A 17824-nucleotide genomic window follows, 5' to 3' on the forward strand; every position below is an offset into this window, starting at 1 on the left:
CCCTCGAAAAACAGAGGGCACCCCACGTCGAAGCTCGCTCAAACAGGACTACGCGTCGTAGTCCCGATTGATCCGCTCCGCTTCCTCCCGCATCGCCCGCTCCGTCTCCTCATCACGAGGACGCCCGCGCTCCGGAGTCTCCTGACCCTGCTTACCGGGCCGGTCCTCCTGGCCCTGCTGACGCTGGCCCTGCTGACCCTTCCGGGCCTGCTCCATCTTCTCCTTGGCCTGGCGGGCCTTGTCCTGCATCTCGTCCTTCATGCCCATGTGGGTTCACTCCCGTAAGTGGGTGAGGGGATGGGGGCTCGACCAGATTTGCACGCCAGGACAACGCACGCATTTCGATCAGTCACGTTCAGTCACTGACCGCGTCCGGCCCCCGCCCTGCCCCCGCGCCGCGGGCTTCCTCGTCGGCCGCGCCACCCGCGCCCACCAGCCCGGTGCCCATCCCCTGCAACCGCCCCGAGTACCGCCCGACCTCGCGCTGCCCCACCGCACCGATCAGCCCCGGCAGATATCCCCGTATGCCCTGCATCCCGCGCAGCCACCCCTGCCCGTACACATGGCTGGACCGCCGCTCGATCCCCGCCACGAGCCGGTCGACGGCGGGCCCCAGCGGATACGTCTTGCCGGCCGGCCACGGCAGCCGCTGCCGCAACTCCCGCATGACGTCGTCCTGGTCGGCCCCGCGCACCATGTCGGTGTCGGTCCACGACAGATACGCGACCCCCACCCGGACGCCCTTGTAACCGACTTCGGCCCGCAGACAGTGCGCGTACGCCTCGACGCCGGCCTTGGACGCGCAGTACGCGGTCATCATCGGCGCCGGAGTGAGGGCGGCCAGGGACGCGATCTGGAGGAGATACCCCCGGCTCTCCATCAGCACCGGCAGGAACGCCCGAGCCGTAACCGCCGACCCGATCAGGTTGACCTCGATGACCCGCCGCCACGACTCCGGATCGGAGTCGACGAAGGGCCCGCCGCTGGCGACCCCGGCGTTGGCGACGACGATGTCGACCTTCCCGAACCGCTCCTTGACCTCCTCCGCCACCCGGGACATCGCCTCGTGATCGGTGACGTCGGCGTACCAGTACGCACTGTCGGTGTGCAGCCGTTCCGAGACCTGCTTGAGCTCGTCGGCCTCCAGCCCGACCAGCGCGACCCTCGCCCCGCGGGCGGAGAGCTTGCGCGCGAGCAGCTCACCGACCCCCCGAGCGGCCCCCGTGACGACAGCGACCTGCCCGTCCAGACTGACCTTGCTCATGCGCTCTCCTCGATGGGTACGCTGCTGTCGACCTGAGTGCCGTGCGGCCCCAACTGCCCGTACGCCGCGACGAGTTCACGGATCGCCCCGGTCACCGCCCCCGGCCCCTCGACCGGCGTCATGTGCCCGAGCCCGGGCAGCTCGGTCACACCGTGACACTGGGGCAGTGCTGCGGCCAGTGCGCGTGCGTGAACGGGCGGGGTCATCCGATCCGCCGTACCGACGACGACAGCGGCCGGAACAGTCAACTCCCCTATCTGCGAGTCGAGTTGCACCCCGTCCAGGACTCGCGCCCACGCGTACCGCACCTTGCGCGGGCACGCGTGCACGATCCGGGCGCACGCCTCGACCATCGCGGGCGTCGAACCGGCGCCCATCGTCGCGTACTTGAGGATGCGCCGGGAGACCGGCGTGACCGGCCCCATCGGGGCGCGGGAGCTGAGGCCCCGCCGGGTGAGCCAGGTGCGCAGCCGCCCGGCACGCATCGGAACGACCAGCGATTCGGCGACGAGCCGCGAACTGCCGGTACTGCACAGCAGTACGGCCGCCGCATGCTCCCGGAACCCCGGCCGCGCGGACGCTGCCAGCACCGTCATCCCGCCCATGGAGTGTCCCACGACCACGGCCTTCTCGCCGGGCGCGAGGGTGGCCGCGAGGACGGCCTCCAGGTCGTCGGCGAGTACGTCGGTACTGCAGACGGGGCTCGCCGGGCTGCGTCCGTGGCCGCGCTGGTCGTAGGCGACGACCCGGTGATCGGGGGCGAGTTCGCGGATCTGGGCGGCCCAGAAGGCGGTGGAGCAGGTCCAGCCGTGCGCGAGGACGACCACGGGCCCGTCGGCCGCACCGTGCACCTCGACATGCAGCCGGGCCCCGTCCGCCGAAACGGCGGTGAGCTCACGGACAGGGACGGGCGGGGTGTACGGACCGTCCGCCACGGACATCAGCCGGCTCATGCGTCCACCCCTACGGTCGAGTTGATGTCACCGATGCCGGCGCCGGTGCCGCTGCCAGTGCTGTTGCTGCTACCGGTGCTGCTATCGGCGCTGTTGCTGCCGGTCGCCCGCAGGACCTCGTACTCGGCGAGATCCACGCTCCGCGTCGCCCGCCGGAACTCGGACGTCGTACCGGGCCAGACGGTGGTGTTGCGCCCGTTCGCGTCGAGGTACCAGCTACTGCACCCGCCCGTGCTCCACACCGTGCGCCGCATCCGCTCCTGGACCCGGTCGTTCCACGCGTCGACGGCTGTGGGCCGGGCGTCAAGCGCCACCCGCCCCCCGAGCACACCCAACTGCCGTACGTAGTCGGCGAGATAGTTCAGCTGGGACTCGATCATCAGGATCATGGAGGAGTTCCCGAGGCCGGTGTTGGGCCCGATGATCGTCATCCAGTTGGGGAACCCGGCGGCCGAGGCCCCGCGCAGCGCCCGCATCCCGCTGTCCGCCCAGGCCTCGGCGAGCGTACGCCCGTCGGCACCGACGACCCGGTCGGCGATGGGCATGTCCGTGACGTGGAACCCCGTACCGAAGACGATGGCGTCGACCTCGGCCGTACTCCCGTCGGCGCCGACGACGGTGGAGCCCCGTACCTCGCTCAGCCCGCTCGCCACGACATCCACGTTGGGCCGGGTGAGCGCCGGATAGTAGGCGCTCGACAGCAGGATGCGCTTGCAGCCGATGCGGTAGTCGGGGGTGAGTTTGGCACGCAGGGCCGGATCCTTGATGGCACGGTGCATGTTGCGCTTGGCCAGCGCCTCCACCGCCCCGAGCTCGCCCGGATGCTTGGTGAACGCCTGCACCTGCAACTCCCGTACGCCCCACGAGAGTCCGCGCCGCAGCCGGGTGGTGAAGGGCAGCGCGCGGTGCACGGCTCGCTCGGCGTTGCCGATGGCCCGGTCGATGCGGGGCATCACCCACGGCGGGGTGCGCTGGAAGAGGGTGAGGCGGGAGACGTCGGGCTGGATGGCGGGCACGATCTGGATGGCGGAGGCCCCGGTGCCGACCATCGCGACCCGCTTGCCGCGCAGGTCGTAGTCGTGGTCCCAGCGGGCGGAGTGGAAGACCTTGCCGGGGAAGGTGTCGAGCCCCGGGACGTCCGGCACCTTGGGATCGGAGAGGGGCCCGGTGGCGGAGACGACGAGATCGGCGAGCAGGGTCCCGCTGCTGGTCTCGATGACCCACGCCAACCGGTCACCGTCCCAAGTCATCTTCTTCACCTCGGAGTTGAGGCGGAGATGGGGCCGCAGCCCGAAGACGTCGGTGACGTGCTCCAGGTAGGCACGGATGTGTTCCTGCCCGGAGAAGGCGCGCGGCCAGTCGGGATTCGGTGCGAAGGAGAACGAGTAGAGGTGGGACGGCACGTCACAGGCGCATCCCGGATAGCTGTTGTCGCGCCAGGTGCCGCCGACGCTGCCGGCCCGCTCCAGGACGACGAAGTCGGTGACACCTTCGCGGCGCAGCCGCACAGCGGCCCCGAGCCCCCCGAACCCGGACCCGATCACCGCCACCCGCACATGCTCGTGTTCGGCTTCCTGTTCGGCCATACCGCTGCCTCCGACCCTCACCCACGACTCCGCCAGTGAACACTGGCGCAATGGGGAGAGTAGATGAGGTCCGTACCGATGGGTAGGGTCCGAAGCAAGGAAAGTTACCGCCGGTACGACTTAGGGTTCCGACGTGGCAGACGCAGAGAACGCCGAACAGCGTGAGTACCGGATGGAGGAGCTGGCCGGGCTGGCCGGCATCACCGTCCGCACCCTGCGCTTCTATCGCGAACGCAAACTGATCCCGCCACCCCGCCGCGAGGGCCGCATCGCCTGGTACGACGGCCACCACCTGGCCCGCCTGCGCACGATCTCGGCACTGCTGGAACGCGGGCACACCCTCAACGGCATCGCGGAACTCGCCGAGGCCTTCGACAACGGCCGCGACGTCGCCGACCTGCTCGGCCTCGGCGCCCCCACCGAGGAGACCCCGGTCCGCCTCACCCCCGAGGAACTCGCCGACCGCTTCGGCCCGGACGCCACCCCCGAGAACCTCGCGGCCTCGCTGGACCTCGGCTACCTGGGCACCGACGGCGAACAGATCGTCCACATCAGCCGCAGCCTCCTGGACGCCTCGTCGGCGCTGGTCCAGGAGGGCATCCCACTCTCAGCCGTCCTGGCGGCGGGCAAACGGGTACGCGACCACGCGGACGCACTGGCCGAGATCTTCACGAACGTGATCCTCACCCACGCCCCACAAGCGGACCCGGCACGCCTGCGACCACTGGCACAACGGGTGGTGGAGGCGGAACTGTCACTGGCGCTGGACCGCCGGATGCGCCAGGACACCTGAAGCTCCTGAGGCCCTGAATTCTGATGTGCGGCGACTCAGAGGTCGTAGACGACTGTGACAGGCGCGTGGTCCGACCAGCGCTCCTCATGCGTCGCCGCGCGTTCGACGTACCCCTTGACCGCCTTGGCGGCGAGCCCCGGCGTCGAGATCTCGTAGTCAATTCTCCAACCTGAATCGTTATCGAACGCCCGCCCCCGGTAAGACCACCACGAGTACGGCCCCTCGACCTCCGGATGCAGCGCCCGCACCACATCAACGAACCCCCCGTCCCCCTCGTCGAGCACTCGCCCGAGCCACTCCCGCTCCTCCGGCAGGAACCCTGAACTCTTCTGGTTGGCGCGCCAGTTCTTGAGGTCGGCGGGCTGGTGGGCGATGTTCCAGTCGCCACAGACGACGACCTCGCGCCCGTCGGCGGCGGCCCGCTCCCGCAGGCCCTTGAGATAGGCGAGGAATTCACCCATGAAGCGGATCTTCTCGTCCTGCCGCGTGGTACCCACCTCGCCGGACGGCAGATACAGGCTGGCGACGGTGACGCCGGGCAGGTCGGCCTCGACGTACCGGCCGCTGCCGTCGAACTCGGCGGAGCCGAAGCCGATCTGGACGCGGTCGGGCTCGCGGCGGGTGTAGAGGGAGACGCCGGCGCGGCCCTTGGCGGCGGCGGGCGCGTGCGTGACGTACCAGCCCTCGGGCGCGCGGACCTCCTCCGGCAGCTGCTGCGGTTCGGCGCGCACCTCCTGGAGGCACAGCACGTCGGCGGAGGTTCCGGCGAGCCACTCCACGAAGCCCTTCTTCGCGGCGGCGCGGAGTCCGTTCACATTCACAGAGGTCACAGTCAGCACGCGGGCACGATACCGGCAGAACGCAAACATCTGGCGGCAAGGACATGCATACATGTACCGTGTATGGAATGAATATCCGCCGGGTCTCCTTCGACCACCCCGACGCCGTCAAGCTCAACGACCAGGTCCAGGCCGAGTACGCCGCCCGCTACGAGGACGAGGGCGACGCCACCCACCTCGACCCGGCGATGTTCGACCCGCCGTCCGGCCTGTACCTGATCGCGTACGACGAGCAGGGCCGCCCCGTCGCCACTGGCGGCTGGCGCGGCCACGACGACGACAACGCGAACGACGAAGGGTATCTGACCGGCGACGCCGAGCTGAAGCGGATGTACGTCGTCGCGGAGGCGCGCGGACTCGGCCTGGCCCGCCGCATACTCGCCGCCCTGGAGGAGGACGCCCGCGCCGCCGGCCGCACCCGTATGGTCCTGGAGACGGGCGACAGGCAGCCGGAGGCCATCGCCCTGTACACCTCAAGCGGCTACGAACCCTCCGCGAAGTTCGGCTACTACCGCCACTACGAGGCCAGCCGCTGCTTCGCCAAGAGCCTGTAGGACCCGGTTTCCCGATATCCCAACAGGGAACCGGTTGCTCACGCCCGCAGAAACGCCAGCACCGCCAGCACCCGGCGATGTGTCTCGTCCGCCGGAGGCAGGTCCAGCTTGGCGAGAATGCCGCCGACGTGCTTGCCGACAGCCGCCTCGGAGACGACCAGCTCACGGGCTATCGAACCGTTGGACCGGCCCTCCGCCATCAGCGCCAGCACCTCGCGCTCACGCGGGGTCAGCCGCTCCAGCGGGTCGCGACGCCGGCGCAGCAACTGCCGTACGACCTCGGGGTCGACGACCGTGCCGCCGTCCGCGACGCGTCGCAGCGCGTCGACGAACTCCTCGACCTGCCCGATCCGGTCCTTGAGCAGATAGCCGACGCCCGTGCCGTCGCCGGAGTCGAGCAGTTCGGCTGCGTAGGCCCGCTGGACGTACTGGCTGAGGACCAGCACGGGCAGCCCCGGCCGCGCCTCGCGCAGCTTCACCGCCGCGTGCAGCCCTTCGTCCTGGAAACCGGGCGGCATGCGTACGTCCGTCACCACGATGTCCGGTTCCTGCTCGGCGACCGCCGTGAGCAGCGCATCCGCGTCCCCGACGGCTGCCACGACCTCGTGGCCGACCCGGGTGAGCAGCCCGATCAGCCCCTCCCGCAGCAGCACGCTGTCCTCGGCGAGGACTATGCGGAGCGATGGGCGCGATCCGTCGACCGGCTCAACTGGCTCAACTGGCTCAACTGGCTCAACTGGCAAGGAATCTCCACCCGCAGCAACGTCGGTCCGCCCGGCGGGCTGGACAGGGAAAGTCTGCCATCGAGCACTGACACCCGGTCCGCGAGCCCGGTGAGCCCGCTGCCGCCCCCGGCGTCCGCGCCGCCCCGCCCGTCGTCCCGCACGGTGACGAACAGCCGTCCGTCACGGTGTCCGCCGCCGACCTCGGCCCGGCCGGCCCTGCTGTGCCGGTCGACGTTGGCGAGCGCCTCGCAGACCACGAAGTACGCGGCGGACTCCACCGCTGGGAGAAGGCGGCCGGGCAGGTCGAAGGTGACGTCCACGGGCACCGCCGTACGGTCGGCCGCGTCGGCCATTGCCGCCTGGAGCCCGTAGTCGGCCAGGACCTGGGGATGGATCCCGTGGATCAGCTCGCGCAGTTCCTCCAGCGCGCGCCCCGCCTCCCTCTGCGCCTTGGCCAGTTGCTCGGCGAGCGGCCCAGGCGGTGCGTCCAGTCGGGCCAGCCCGAGTGTCACTGACAGTGCTACCAGGCGCTGTTGGGCCCCGTCGTGCAGATCACGCTCGATCCGCCGCCGCTCCGCCTCGAAGGCGTCCACCAACCGGACCCGGGACCGGGCGAGTTCGACGACCCGCTGCCCCAACTCGACGTCCCTGGCGGCGATCAGCAGCCGCGTCAGCCCGGCTCGCGCACCGGCGGCGACCCCGACCGCGTATGCGCCCAGGGCCAGCAGAACCAGCCCGCCGACCGAGCAGCCGAAGGCGGTCGGCCAGTCGGTGACCGTCCACTGCTTGAGCACCTTCACCTCCTGCCCGTTGCCAACGGTGGCCAGCAGTAAGGGAGTTGCCATCAAGGACGCCGGAACGAACAGCGCGGCGGCGACGACCAGGGCATCCACGGGCCACAGCAGGCCCACGAACAGCAGCATGTACCCGAACTCCCGCCAGGTCGCCGCCTCCCGCAGCCGGACCGTCAGCCAGGGCCGCAGACCGGGCACGACCGGCTCCCGGTGCGGATCGGGCACCAGTTCCTGATCGACCAGCCGCAGCCTGAGCCGCTCGACGCGGGCCACGGGAAGCCCGGCCAGGGTGAGGGCGACCAGCAGCGGCAGCCCCACGAGCACGACGGCGAGGACTCCGCCGACCACCGCCAGGAGCACGACCGAGACGAGGACGAGGAAGCCGGTCGCCACACCGCTGACGAGATAGCCGGCCGACCGCCAGGGCCACCACGACAACAGATAGCCCGGCCGGGTCATGGCCTGCCACACGTTCCTCGGATGCATAGGGATCACGGTAGGAGGCAGCCGCCCGCGGGGACCATCGGTCCAGCCGGCGAATCGAGGGTATGCCTGGCCCTACCCCAACTCTCGCCCCTGCCGCACTGCTTCGGCGCACCACGCACGGTTGCCTTGAGCCCATGAACAGCGACGCGATTCAACTCCGCTCCGTCACAAGGAAGTTCGGCACCGGCGGAAGGGCCGGGAGTGCGGTGACAGCCCTCGACTCGATCACCCTCGCCTTCCCCCAGGGAACCTTCACCGCCGTCATGGGCCCGTCCGGCTCGGGCAAGTCGACGCTGCTGCAGTGCGCGGCGGGGCTGGACCGTCCCACGTCCGGCTCGGTCACGTTGGGCGGCACCGAGCTGACCTCCCTGAACGAACGGAAGTTGACCCTGCTGCGGCGCGACCGCGTCGGCTTCGTCTTCCAGGCCTTCAACCTGATCCCTTCCCTGACCGCCGAGCAGAACGTGGCTCTCCCTCTTCGTCTGGCCCGCCGCCGCCCCGCCAAGTCGCAGGTACGACAAGTTCTGACGCAGGTGGGCCTCGCCGACCGGGCCTGTCACCGCCCACCGGAACTGTCCGGCGGACAGCAGCAACGAGTGGCCCTGGCCCGCGCGTTGATCACCCGTCCCGAGGTCCTGTTCGCCGACGAGCCGACCGGCGCTCTGGACTCCCGGTCGGGCCACGAGGTACTCCGGCTGCTGCGCGCGATGGTCGACGCGGACGGCCGTACGGTCGTCATGGTCACGCACGACCCGGTTGCGGCGTCGTACGCGGACCGTGTGGTCCTCCTCGTCGACGGCAGGCTGCACGACGAGATGACGGCCCCGTCGGCACAGACCGTCGCCGCCCGCATGGCGACCCTGGAGTCCGCGCAGGCCACTCGTCCGGAGACCGCCCGCCCGGAGACAGCCCCATGCCGATGACGACGACCACCCTCCGTACTCGCTGGACGGCTTTCACCGGCAGCTTCGTCGCGCTCTCCCTCGGCGTCGCCCTGATCGCCGTCATGGGCCTGGCCCTGGCCGCCACCCTGGACGCCCCCGCCCGCGGCCCCGAACGGTTCGCCGCCGCACCGCTGGTCGTACGAGGCGCGGACACCCTCCGCGTACGGACCCCGAACGGCCCCAAGACACAGCAACTCGCCCATCCACGACCCGTACCGAAGGAAGTCATCGCTCAACTACGCATCTTGGGAAGGGTCGTTGAGGACAGAGCATTCGCCGTACGAGCAGACACGAGCACCGCCCCCGACGACCTGCTGGCCCACCCCTGGTCGACCGCCGCCTTCGCCCCGTACACACTCACCGAAGGCCGGCCCCCGAGAACCGCCGGGGAGGCGGTCGTGACCGGCGACTGGGCGAAACCCGGCGACCGTGTGCCCACCGCCTACGGCACGGTACGGATCGTCGGCACGGTCAGCCCCCCGGGCACTGCGCCCGGCTTCGAGGACGCCATGTTCCTGACGGACGCCCGGGCCGCCGAACTCGCCCCGTACAGCGCCCAGTTGGTGGTGGACACCGATGACGTGACGGCCGTACGGGAGGCAGTGCGCGGGGTCGACGGCGTCACGGTCCTGACCGGCGGCGCCCGACGCCTCGCCGACGCGGACCCCGGCCGGGACAGGGAAGCGCTCACCGCCCTGAACGCCTTGTTCGGCACGGCGGGCGGGGTCACCGGCTTCGTGTCGGTGTTCGTCGTGGCGTCGACGTTCGCATTCACGGTGGCCCAACGGCAACGTGAGTTCGGCCTGTTGCGCACCGCCGGAGCGACTCCGGGACAGCTCCGCCGCATGGTCCTCGCGGAGGCCCTGGCCGTCGGTGTCCTCGCCTCGGCCACCGGCTGCGCACTCGGCGCGTACGGTGCGCCGCGTCTCGTCGAGTGGACGGTCAAGGCCGGTGTCGCACCGCGCTGGTTCGTGCTCGGCGATCAGGTGTGGCCGTACCATCTGGCCTTCTGGACAGGGCTGTTGGTGGCTCTGTGCGGTGTGGTGAGCGCGTCGTGGCGCGCGGGCCGCATCGCCCCGACGGAAGCGCTGCGAGAGGCCGCGCCGCACACCCGCCCGCTGCCCCGCACCCGCCTCCTGATCGGCGCGGCCCTTCTGCTCACAGCCGTACTGACCCTCGCCATCTCCCTGTTCACGGACCCCGGCGATCTGCTGCACCGCAAGACGTACACCAGCCGCCCCCTGCTCCTGATCACCGCGACCGCACTCCTCGCACCGGTCCTGATCCGGCCCCTGATCAGCCTCCTCACCCGGCCGCTGGCCCGACTCCCGGGCGCCACAGTGCTGCTGGCCCGCGCGAACACCACCGCGAACGTCCGCCGCACCGCCGCGATCGCGGCCCCCGTCCTGGTCACCGTGGCCCTCACGGGCTCCCTCCTGGGCGCCACCGCGACTCTCACCGGGGCGAGGGCGACCGAGCTGCGCCACGCGACGACAGCCGACCTCGTCGCCACCGCACCCCCTGGCGCGGCCTTCGACACACAACTGGCGACCCGTCTTCGCACCCTGCCCGGAGTGGCCGAGGTCTCCGCGACCGCGCCGACCGCCGTGTACGTCCTGGAGGAGGGCGTGGCCCTCGTCAAGTCCGAGGCCCGCACGGCCGATCCGGTACCCCTCTCCGCGACGGCCGACCTGCCGGTGACCTCGGGCCGGGTGACCGACCTCGACGACGACTCGATCATCGTCAACGAGGAGTGGGAACGGCACACGGTGGGCGAGCGGGTGACGGTGTGGCTGGGCGACGGCACGAAGCGGTCACTGCGGATCGCCGCGACCATGGCCACCGGTACGGGAGACAACGGCGCGTACGTCACCCCTGCCAACGCCCGGGGAGCACGGCCCGACCGGCTGGACGTGACCCTGGCGGCCGACGCGGACACACCGTCGACGACAGCGAACCTGCGCAGGGCCCTCAAGGGAACGGGCGGCCGGCTGCTCACCAACCCCCAATGGATGAGCGCCAGTTCCCCGCCCTCCGCCGCCAACCCCGCAACCCGCGTCGGCCTCTTCCTGGTGCTCGGCATCGCCCTCGCCTACACGGGCATCTCCCTCGCCAGCACCATGACCATGGCAACCTCCGACCGAGCCCGCGAACTGGCCGCACTGCGCCTGGCCGGCGCGACCCGCAGGCAGGTACTGGGAGTGGTCGGTGCGGAGGCGCTCCTGATGGTGACGGTGGGCGCGGTCCTCGGCCTGCTGGTCGCCGCGCTGAACCTGCTGGGCATGTGGAGCGCGCTCCGCGTCCTGTCCGTACGGACCTCGCTCGAACTCCCGTGGCCGGCACTCGCCACGACGACAATGGCCTGCGCGGCACTGGCTGTGGCCTCGGCCCTGGCCCCGGCGGCGCTGTCACTGCGGCGAAGGCCGGTGGACCTGGCGGGAATCCGGGAATGACAGCCCCGAACATGTCGAAGCCCGGACGACCGCTGGAACTCAAGCCAGAACTCAAGAACCCGCCGGGGCTTCAAGTCGTGTGTGACCTCTCATGGTCGAGGTTCCTCCGGCCCGGGCACACGGGGCAGCCGGGCCTTGGCGAACGCTCCACTCCGAACCTGAAGCACCCCACCAAGGACGACGAGCCCCAGAGCCACCGTGGAAAGAACCAGCGCCACGCCGGCAGAGAAACCGAGGAGTTTGGGTCCTCCGTCCAAGACGAAGCCGACGCCTACCGCTATCCAACCCCAACCAGCCCTGGGCGGCCGCGTGTACGCCGCAGCTCCCCGCCCGGTCAAGGTCAACACGCCCAGCACTACGAGAAAGCAGCCGGAACCCAACATGATCCACGCGGACATGGCACCCCTGTCGCGGGAAGGCTACTTCACGGCGGAACGGCTTTGGGCAATGGCCAGGCGCCGCCGTAGAGCACCAGCTCGGAAGATGCCGTATCGGACGGCTCCTGACTGACGAGACGTTGACCTGAGGACCCTCCGCCCTCTGCCCTCTGCCCTCTGCCCTCTGCCCGAGGTTCCCCGTGAGTCACCGCTGTGTCCCCTCGGAGGCGACTCACCGAGCGCTGCGCAAGCTGGGCACGCGCCTTGAGCAGCAAGATCGGAAGTAGCAGTCGCTGCACTTCGCTGCCGTACGACGCCAAAAAAAGCCCCAGCCGGATCTCTCCGACTGGGGCTCTGAGCTGCGGTGGACCTGTGGGGATTTGAACCCCAGACCCCCTCGATGCGAACGAGGTGCGCTACCAGACTGCGCCACAGGCCCTTGCAACGAGTGAAACTCTAGCATCCCGGTCCGGGTGCTCGGAAATCCGTTCCGCGCCGGTCGACCGAGGCCGCCGCATGCTCTCCCACCTGCTGGTACCGCTCACTACTCGTTCGCCGCGCGAGGCCGCTCGCCGTCCTCGTACTGGTCGAACAGCGGCGTACGGCCCCGTTCCCGGGCCCGCCGGGCGGAGGCCGCGCGACGTGCGTCGGTACGACCGTCCGAGTCCTCCAGGTCCAGCTCCGAGTCGGACTCCGGCCCCTCCGACAGGTCAGGCCGCTCCGCCTCCGTCGCGTCCCCCGTCGTCGACGGCTCGTCCGCCGACGACTCCGACTCGCGGCCCACCGTGCTGGAGCGCGCCGAGCTCCAGGCGTCCGGTGCACCGAGGTCCACCTCGGACGTGGCGCGGGGGGCGACCGGTGCGGTCACGTACGTCGGCAGCGGTACCGGGACCGGGTCCCAGCTGTCGCCGTGGCCGGGGCGGCGCTGGCGTTCGCGCTGCTGGTCGACCCACTCCGCGTGGTCGGTCTGCTCGACGAGCGCACGCCTGTCGGCGGCGAGCGCGGACAGGCCGGGGTCGGTCACCGGCTCCGGGTGCTCGTCCTGCTCTTCGCCCCCGGGGTCGGTGGACGGCCGCCGCCGGGGCTGGCGCTCGCGCAGTCGCTGCGCGGCGAGCTCGGCCTGGCGCCGGTCCATCTGGTAGGTGAAACGGCGCCGTTCCTGCGTACGCAGATAGGCGATGTATCCGCTCAGCAGGGCCGCCGGGACTGCGGGGGCCCAGAGGAGGGCGAGTCCGCCGACCGCCGCGACGATCGTGCCGAGCGTGAAGGCGAAGAACAACATCACCGTCGTACGCCGTCGGCGCGCGAGCACCTTCGAGCGCCGGGCGCGCGCGGCGGCTTCTGCCGATGCGCTCGCGCTCCGACGAGCCGCCGGTACGCGCGCACGCTCCCGTTCCCTGACCGGAGCCGGAGCGGACGCCTGTGCGTGCTGCTCCCGCTTCGGCGCCCTCGGCTGTTCGTGCGCCTGGGCCGGCGACTGCTCCTGGTGCGCCTGTTCCTGTGCCTGTACCTGGACCTTCGCCTTGGGGCGGGTCGGGGGCGCGGCGAAGGCCCGGACGTCCACCGAGTCGGTGACACCCTCCGGGTCTCCGGCGCTGTGCTCCCCCTCGTCGGTGGAGCGCGCCCGCAGGTCCTTGGCGTACCGGCGCTCCATGCCCGCCCGTCCGGACAGGAGCCGGATGGCGGTGCTGAAGCGTTCCGTCGGACGAGCTTCGTTCAGCTCGTCCTGCCTACGGAGCCACATCGGCACCAAGTAGGCGGCCCAGGCCCCGACAATGACTGCGTAGATGAGGCCGCTGCTGCTCACGCCTCACACGGTAGAGGGGTTTGTGTGAGGCCATCTGCCAATTGAGCCGGTGTGTCGCACGATCTGGCTGATATTTCGAGCTTTTTTTGTGATCGATGCGATCAGCGGGTCATCGAGGGCGCGAATTTGGCACCCCAAGTCGATCGCCACTCGGTCGCCACTCAGTCATCCACCGATCACTTTCGAACACTTATTCAATTTACGCCGGATTCCGTGGCGTGTTCCGGGAGCGTGCCCGCTGCCAGCGGCTGAGCAGCCCTTCCGGTACCTCTTCCGCTGTCAGCGCGAAGACGAGATGGTCGCGCCAGGCCCCGTCGATGTGGAGATAGCGGGGCCTGAGCCCCTCGTCGCGGAATCCGAGTTTCTCCACGACCCGGCGGCTGGGCCCGTTCTCCGGGCGAATGCAGACTTCGACGCGGTGCAGTCCGACCGTACGGAAACAGTGGTCGACCGCCATGGCGACCGCCGTCGGCATGACGCCCCGGCCTGCCACCGCCTCGTCCACCCAGTAGCCGACGTGTCCCGAACACATCGAGCCCCAGGTGATGCCGGCGACCGTCAACTGGCCTACCAACTGCCCCTGGTACTCAATGGCGAAGGGCAGCATCCGGCCCGCGTTCGCCTCCGCGCGCAGATGGCGGATCATCTGACGGTAGGTCGGCCGGTGGGCGATCGGGCCGCTGGGCGTCGGCGGCGGGATCGTCGCCTCCCAGGGCCGCAGCCAGTCCCGGTTGCGCCGGTTGATCTCGCGCCAGATCCGCTGGTCGCGCAGCCTGACGGGCCGGAGGACGACATCGCCGTCCACCAGCTCGACCGGCCAGGACGGGCTGTTCAGCTCGCACCCCCACTGCTGGCCCCGGGTCTGGGGTGATCGCCGCCCCGGATCTGGTCGACGGCGTGTTTCAACAAGGGCTCCAGGACGGCCAGTCCGTCCTTCACCCCGCCGGTGGATCCCGGCAGATTGACGATCAGTGTCCCGGCCGCGACGCCGGCGAGGCCGCGCGACAGCGCCGACGTCGGCACCTTCTCGCGGCCGAACGCCCGGATGGCCTCGGCGATGCCGGGCACCTCCTGGTCGAGCACCGCGCGGGTCGCCTCCGGGGTTCGGTCGGTGGGCGATACGCCGGTGCCTCCGGTGGTGACGATGACGTCGTACCCGGCCTCGACACCGGCCCGCAGGGCGTTTTCCACCGGGTCTCCGTCGGGCACGACCCACGGTCCGTCGACGGCGAAGCCGAACTTCTCCAGCCCGGCCGCGATCAGGGGGCCGCCCTTGTCCTCGTAGACGCCCGCCGCCGCGCGGTTGGAGGCGGTCACGACCAAGGCGGAGTAGGGCGTGAGCAGCGGATCCCCGAACCCGGTAGGCAGCGTCGATGTCATGCCCGACTCCAGTCGCCCGACTTCCCGCCGGTTTTCTCCTCCACCCGGACGTCCGTGATGACCGCCCCCTTGTCGACCGCCTTGACCATGTCGATCACGGTCAGCGCGGCGATCGAGACCGCGGTGAGGGCCTCCATCTCGACGCCCGTGCGGTCCGTCGTCCTCACGGTGGCCAGGATCTCGACGGCGTCGTCCGCGACCGACAGATCCAGTTTCACGCCCGACACCGACAACGGGTGGCAGAGCGGGATGAGGTCCGGGGTCCGCTTGGCGCCCATGATGCCCGCGATCCGCGCGGTGGCCAGGGCGTCCCCCTTGGGGACCCCTTCCCCGCGCAGCAGTTCGATCACGCGCGGCGAGACAAGGACACGACCGCTGGCGCGGGCGGTGCGCGCGGTCACGTCCTTGGCGGATACGTCGACCATGCGGGCGGCGCCCGCCTCGTCGATGTGCGTCAGTCGGTCGTCCTGCGTGCTCATGTGCTGCGGCGCTCCCGGTCGGGCCTGTTGTGCGCGACACGGTACTCCCAACCGGCGCCCTTCAGCCGCCCGCGCCCACCGGTCAGCCGAGCAGGACGACCTCTACCTCGGCGCCGGGCTCCACGGACTCCTGCTCCTCGGGTACGACGATCAGCGCGTCGGCGTGGGCCAGGGCAGCGATCAGGTGCGATCCGGCGCCGCCGACCGGCGTCACCCGGCCGTCCGCGTACGTGCCGCGCAGGAACTGGCGGCGCCCGGCCGGCGAGGTCAGCGCCTTGTCCGTCACCAGGACCGCTTTGGTCGTGGGCCGGTGGATGTCCGTCACCCCCATCAGGGCACGGATCGCGGGCCGCACGAACAGTTCGAAGGAGACGTACGACGACACCGGGTTGCCCGGCAGGGCGAGCAGCGGGGTGTGGTCGGGGCCGACGGTGCCGAAGCCCTGGGGCTTGCCGGGCTGCATGGCGAGCTTGCGGAAGTCGACGCCGGCGCCGGGTTCGTCCTCGTCGGCGACATGCGCGAGGGCCTCCTTGACCACGTCGTACGCGCCCACGCTGACGCCTCCGGTGGTGACGACGAGGTCGGCGCGGACGAGCTGGTCCTCGATGGCGGAGCGGAGGGTCTCGGCGTCGTCGGCGACCGCACCCACGCGGTAGGCGATCGCCCCGGCGTCCCGGGCGGCGGCGGTGAGGGCGAAGCTGTTGGAGTCGTAGATCTGGCCGTGCGCGAGCTTCTGGTCGGGCTGGATCAGCTCGCTGCCGGTCGACATGACGACCACGCGCGGGCGCGGGCGTACACGTACGGTGCCGCGGCCGATCGCGGCGAGGAGGGCGATCTGCGGCGGGCCGAGGACGGTGCCCTCCGCGAGGGCGCGGTCGCCGGCCCGGACGTCGCTGCCCTGTGCGCGCACGTGCGCGCGTGCCGGTGCCGGGCGGTGCACGCGCACCTGGCCGTAGGCACCGTCGGGGTCGGTGCTGCGGGCACGCATCCCGGTGACGGGGCCCTCACCGAGGCCGCCGTCGGTCCACTCCACGGGGACGACGGTCTCGGCGCCGGGCGGCAGCGGGGCGCCGGTCATGATGCGGGCGGCCTGGCCGGGACCCACGTGGAGCAGTCCGTCCTGGCCGGCCGCGACGTCCCCGATCACCGTCAGGGCGGCCGGGTACTCCTCGCTCGCGCCCGCGACATCGGCGACCCGGACCGCGTACCCGTCCATGGAGCTGTTGTCGAACGGCGGCAGGGAGATCTGCACCGTGACGTCCTCGACCAGGACGCAGCCCTGGGCGTCGAGGAGTTGCAGCTCGATGGGTTCGAGGGGGCGGACGGTCGCGAGGATGTCCTCCAGGTGCTCGTCCACCGACCACAGGTGGTCCTGGCCGGCGGTGCGGGGCGCGGCGCTGCTCAACGTTGCTACATCTCCTCGGCTACGTAACTGCGAAGCCAGGTCCGGAAGTCCGGGCCCAGGTCCTCACGTTCGCATGCGAGTCTGACAATGGCACGCAGGTAGTCGCCGCGGTCCCCGGTGTCATAGCGGCGACCCTTGAAGACCACGCCGTGCACGGGGCCGCCGACCTTCTCGTCCTGGGCGAGCTGCTGGAGGGCGTCGGTGAGCTGGATCTCGCCGCCGCGGCCGGGCTCGGTCTCGCGGAGTATGCCGAAGATGTGCGGGTCGAGGACGTAACGGCCGATGACCGCGTAGTTCGAGGGGGCGTCCGCGGCGTCCGGCTTCTCGACCAGGCCGGTGACCTTGACGACGTCGCCGTCGGCGGTGGTCTCGACGGCCGCGCAGCCGTACATGTGGATCTGCTCGGGGGCGACCTCCATGAGGGCGATCACGCTGCCGCCGTGTTGCTCCTGGACCTCGATCATGCGCTTGAGCAGAGGGTCGCGGGGGTCGATGAGGTCGTCGCCGAGGAGGACGGCGAAGGGCTCGTGGCCGACGTGCGGGGCCGCGCACAGGACGGCGTGGCCGAGGCCCTTGGGGTCGCCCTGGCGGACGTAGTGCATGGTCGCGAGGTCGCTGGACTCCTGGACCTTGGCGAGTCGCGCGGCGTCGCCCTTCTTCTGAAGGGCGGACTCCAGCTCGTAGTTGCGGTCGAAGTGGTCCTCGAGGGGGCGCTTGTTGCGTCCCGTGATCATGAGGACGTCGTCGAGGCCCGCGGACGCGGCCTCCTCGACCACGTACTGGATCGCGGGCTTGTCGACGACCGGCAGCATCTCCTTGGGAGTGGCCTTGGTGGCCGGCAGGAACCGGGTGCCGAGGCCTGCTGCGGGGATGACAGCCTTGCTGATCCTGGGGTGCGACTCAGTCATGCGGCAACCTTATCCGCAGCCTTTGTGCCGATTCCGTGGCACCGATTAACTAACACTCATATCTACATATGAAGCAC

At 70.7% G+C, this 17824-nt stretch carries 17 protein-coding genes and 1 tRNA gene; 4 read left to right on the forward strand and 14 right to left on the reverse strand.

Annotated elements, in window-relative coordinates:
- Positions 1-48 precede the first annotated feature (48 nt).
- The 4 genes from G3I71_RS10945 to G3I71_RS10960 form a co-directional block, all read right to left on the reverse strand.
- Positions 49-267: a hypothetical protein gene (locus G3I71_RS10945; RefSeq protein WP_164313795.1), complete on the reverse strand. Its 219-nt coding sequence runs from the start codon at positions 265-267 to the stop codon at positions 49-51.
- A gap of 88 nt (positions 268-355) precedes the next feature.
- Positions 356-1264, reverse strand: coding sequence for an SDR family oxidoreductase (locus G3I71_RS10950; protein ID WP_164313796.1), 909 nt, complete (start codon positions 1262-1264; stop codon positions 356-358).
- On the reverse strand, positions 1261-2217 hold the full coding sequence (locus tag G3I71_RS10955) for an alpha/beta fold hydrolase (RefSeq protein ID WP_164313797.1): 957 nt from the start codon (positions 2215-2217) through the stop codon (positions 1261-1263). Before G3I71_RS10955 ends, G3I71_RS10950 begins: the two co-directional genes overlap by 4 nt.
- Complete coding sequence (locus tag G3I71_RS10960; RefSeq protein WP_164313798.1) at positions 2214-3803, reverse strand: NAD(P)/FAD-dependent oxidoreductase; 1590 nt, start codon at positions 3801-3803, stop codon at positions 2214-2216. Before G3I71_RS10960 ends, G3I71_RS10955 begins: the two co-directional genes overlap by 4 nt.
- A 172-nt stretch (positions 3804-3975) precedes the next feature.
- On the opposite strand from G3I71_RS10960, the gene G3I71_RS10965 reads away from it, so the two are divergent.
- Positions 3976-4596 (forward strand): MerR family transcriptional regulator, encoded by a 621-nt coding sequence (locus G3I71_RS10965; protein WP_164313993.1) that lies wholly within the window; start codon positions 3976-3978, stop codon positions 4594-4596.
- Between the two features lie 35 nt (positions 4597-4631).
- On the opposite strand, the gene G3I71_RS10970 is transcribed toward G3I71_RS10965, so the two are convergent.
- Positions 4632-5435: an exodeoxyribonuclease III gene (locus tag G3I71_RS10970; protein ID WP_343242915.1), complete on the reverse strand. Its 804-nt coding sequence runs from the start codon at positions 5433-5435 to the stop codon at positions 4632-4634.
- A 68-nt stretch (positions 5436-5503) separates the two neighbouring features.
- Between G3I71_RS10970 and G3I71_RS10975 the strand changes: the two genes are divergently transcribed.
- Positions 5504-5989: a GNAT family N-acetyltransferase gene (locus G3I71_RS10975; RefSeq protein ID WP_164313800.1), complete on the forward strand. Its 486-nt coding sequence runs from the start codon at positions 5504-5506 to the stop codon at positions 5987-5989.
- A gap of 38 nt (positions 5990-6027) precedes the next feature.
- On the opposite strand, the gene G3I71_RS10980 is transcribed toward G3I71_RS10975, so the two are convergent.
- The gene (locus G3I71_RS10980; RefSeq protein WP_343242916.1) at positions 6028-6642 is read right to left on the reverse strand and encodes a response regulator transcription factor; all 615 of its coding nucleotides are present in this window, start codon (positions 6640-6642) and stop codon (positions 6028-6030) included.
- 17 nt (positions 6643-6659) lie between these two features.
- A complete protein-coding gene (locus G3I71_RS10985) occupies positions 6660-7994 on the reverse strand; it encodes a sensor histidine kinase (protein WP_239149080.1) in 1335 nt (444 codons plus the stop codon).
- Positions 7995-8128: 134 nt separating this feature from the next.
- Here G3I71_RS10985 and G3I71_RS10990 point away from each other — a divergent pair, with 134 nt between their 5' ends.
- Both G3I71_RS10990 and G3I71_RS10995 read left to right on the forward strand, forming a co-directional pair.
- The gene (locus tag G3I71_RS10990; RefSeq protein ID WP_164313801.1) at positions 8129-8917 is read left to right on the forward strand and encodes an ABC transporter ATP-binding protein; all 789 of its coding nucleotides are present in this window, start codon (positions 8129-8131) and stop codon (positions 8915-8917) included.
- On the forward strand, positions 8914-11391 hold the full coding sequence (locus G3I71_RS10995; protein ID WP_164313802.1) for an FtsX-like permease family protein: 2478 nt from the start codon (positions 8914-8916) through the stop codon (positions 11389-11391). The genes G3I71_RS10990 and G3I71_RS10995 overlap by 4 nt, the downstream gene beginning before the upstream one ends.
- Positions 11392-12133: 742 nt before the next feature.
- Here the strand turns inward: G3I71_RS10995 and G3I71_RS11000 are convergent.
- The 7 genes from G3I71_RS11000 to galU all read right to left on the reverse strand — a co-directional run bounded on the left by G3I71_RS11000 (position 12134) and on the right by galU (position 17747).
- Positions 12134-12207 (reverse strand) — tRNA-Ala (locus tag G3I71_RS11000).
- A gap of 105 nt (positions 12208-12312) precedes the next feature.
- The gene (gene glpR, locus G3I71_RS11005; protein ID WP_164313803.1) at positions 12313-13575 is read right to left on the reverse strand and encodes a gephyrin-like molybdotransferase receptor GlpR; all 1263 of its coding nucleotides are present in this window, start codon (positions 13573-13575) and stop codon (positions 12313-12315) included.
- A gap of 199 nt (positions 13576-13774) precedes the next feature.
- Entirely contained in the window at positions 13775-14380 is a 606-nt protein-coding gene (locus G3I71_RS11010) for a GNAT family N-acetyltransferase (RefSeq protein WP_164313804.1), read from the reverse strand.
- A gap of 26 nt (positions 14381-14406) precedes the next feature.
- Positions 14407-14955, reverse strand: coding sequence for a molybdenum cofactor biosynthesis protein B (locus G3I71_RS11015; protein WP_164313805.1), 549 nt, complete (start codon positions 14953-14955; stop codon positions 14407-14409).
- Complete coding sequence (gene moaC, locus G3I71_RS11020) at positions 14952-15434, reverse strand: cyclic pyranopterin monophosphate synthase MoaC (protein ID WP_164313806.1); 483 nt, start codon at positions 15432-15434, stop codon at positions 14952-14954. Before moaC ends, G3I71_RS11015 begins: the two co-directional genes overlap by 4 nt.
- An 82-nt stretch (positions 15435-15516) precedes the next feature.
- Entirely contained in the window at positions 15517-16839 is a 1323-nt protein-coding gene (gene glp / locus G3I71_RS11025; RefSeq protein ID WP_164313807.1) for a gephyrin-like molybdotransferase Glp, read from the reverse strand.
- 5 nt (positions 16840-16844) lie between these two features.
- Entirely contained in the window at positions 16845-17747 is a 903-nt protein-coding gene (gene galU / locus G3I71_RS11030; RefSeq protein WP_164313808.1) for a UTP--glucose-1-phosphate uridylyltransferase GalU, read from the reverse strand.
- Between the last annotated feature and the right edge of the window lie 77 nt (positions 17748-17824).

This window comes from Streptomyces sp. SID12501 (assembly GCF_010550245.1).
Taxonomy (GTDB): domain Bacteria; phylum Actinomycetota; class Actinomycetes; order Streptomycetales; family Streptomycetaceae; genus Streptomyces.